The following is a 1,553-nucleotide window of genomic DNA, read 5'->3' as shown; positions in this document are numbered from 1 at the left end:
CTTGTGAAGAGATGGTGGCAGGCCCACCGGGATCTGCTGTCGGAAGTCGGTCCCAAACAACCCCGGCTGCTGTGGTAAAGAGCCATGGTAGTGAGCGCAGGGGGAACGATCAGACGAGATCTGATCCTATGTGAGATACAGTGAGATGAGTAAACCCGAACCTGTGTTGAAACGTCGTTAGTCCTAAGTGACATCAAAACCGGAGGTTTCGTGATACCACCGGGATTAATTTACGGGTGAATTCCGAATGCTGCGTGAATGGTGTCCGGTGTATAGCAGGCATGACGCTGTATCAGGCTCTTTGCAGGAACTACGGGAACCGGTCGTCGCAATGTCAAGAGAGAAATACAAATAACCGAAATTATGAGTATGAGAGTATCGATGTGCGAAACCGGGGCAGAGCTGTTCGTAGTAGTGAGGAAGCGTTTGTAATGAACGTGGAGCGAAGGGACAGCGTCGGGCAGTCTGCATCACAGCCCAACTGTAGGCAGGAGGAGGCAGTGTGTGAACAGACAAAACCGTTTCAGGTCAGTAAATTGCATGTGGTGGAAGCGTACCGGCGGATAAAGGCGAATGCCGGAGCTGCCGGAGTGGATAACCAGACGCTGAAAGATTTTGAGCGGGATCTGAAAGGAAATCTGTACAAAATCTGGAACAGGTTATCGTCGGGAAGCTGGATGCCGCCGCCAGTGCGTGCGGTGGAAATTCCGAAGAAGGATGGCAGCAAAAGACTTTTAGGAATACCGACAGTAAGCGATCGAATAGCGCAGATGACGGTGCTGGTAACGTTTGAACCATTAGTGGAGCTTTATTTCCTGAATGATTCATACGGATACCGGCATGGAAAATCAGCGCTGGATGCAATAGCAGTCACCAGAAAACGTTGCTGGCAATACGACTGGTGTCTTGAGTTTGATATTAAAGGGTTATTCGATAATATCCCCCACGATTTATTACTCAGGGCAGTAGATAAACATTGTGCGGATAAATGGGTAAGACTGTCTATTCGCCGGTGGCTGACAGCGCCGGTGCAGATGCCGGATGGAACACTGAAGGAAAGAAATAAAGGTACGCCACAGGGTGGAGTCATCAGCCCGGTACTGGCGAATTTATTTCTGCACTATGTGTTTGATAAATGGCTGACGTTACATTATCCGGAAATTCCCTGGTGCCGTTATGCAGATGATGGATTAATTCATTGTGGCAGTAAACAACAGGCAGAGGAATTACTGAATAAGCTGGCAAAACGTTTTCAGGAATGTGGACTGGAATTACATCCGGAGAAAACGAAAATAGTTTACTGCAAAGACAGCGAACGACAGGCGAACCATGAAACAGTGCAGTTTGATTTTCTGGGGTATACGTTCAGAGCGCGAAGAGCACGTAACCACCGGCGGGGAAACCTCTTTACGAGTTTCAGCCCGGCGGCGAGTAACCGTGCGCAGAAAGGCATGATTGGAAAACTCAGGAAACTGTGGATCAGACGCAGGGTGGAGATGAGTCTCGAAGATATTGCGAAGTGGCTGAATCCGATAATATCGGGGTGGCTGAAT

General features: G+C 49.0%; 1 protein-coding gene. It reads left to right on the top strand.

The window, feature by feature from the left end; all coding sequences use genetic code 11:
- Positions 1-431 precede the first annotated feature (431 nt).
- Positions 432-1,553: group II intron reverse transcriptase/maturase (gene ltrA / locus FQ015_RS01165; RefSeq protein WP_160523606.1), on the top strand; the 1,122-nt coding region annotated here is incomplete at its 3' end.

It is taken from the genome of Escherichia sp. HH26CH (assembly GCF_009820205.1).
GTDB lineage: Bacteria > Pseudomonadota > Gammaproteobacteria > Enterobacterales > Enterobacteriaceae > Escherichia > Escherichia coli_F.
Note: the sequence above shows the minus strand (reverse complement) of the source record. Positions and strands in the feature narration are given on the sequence as shown.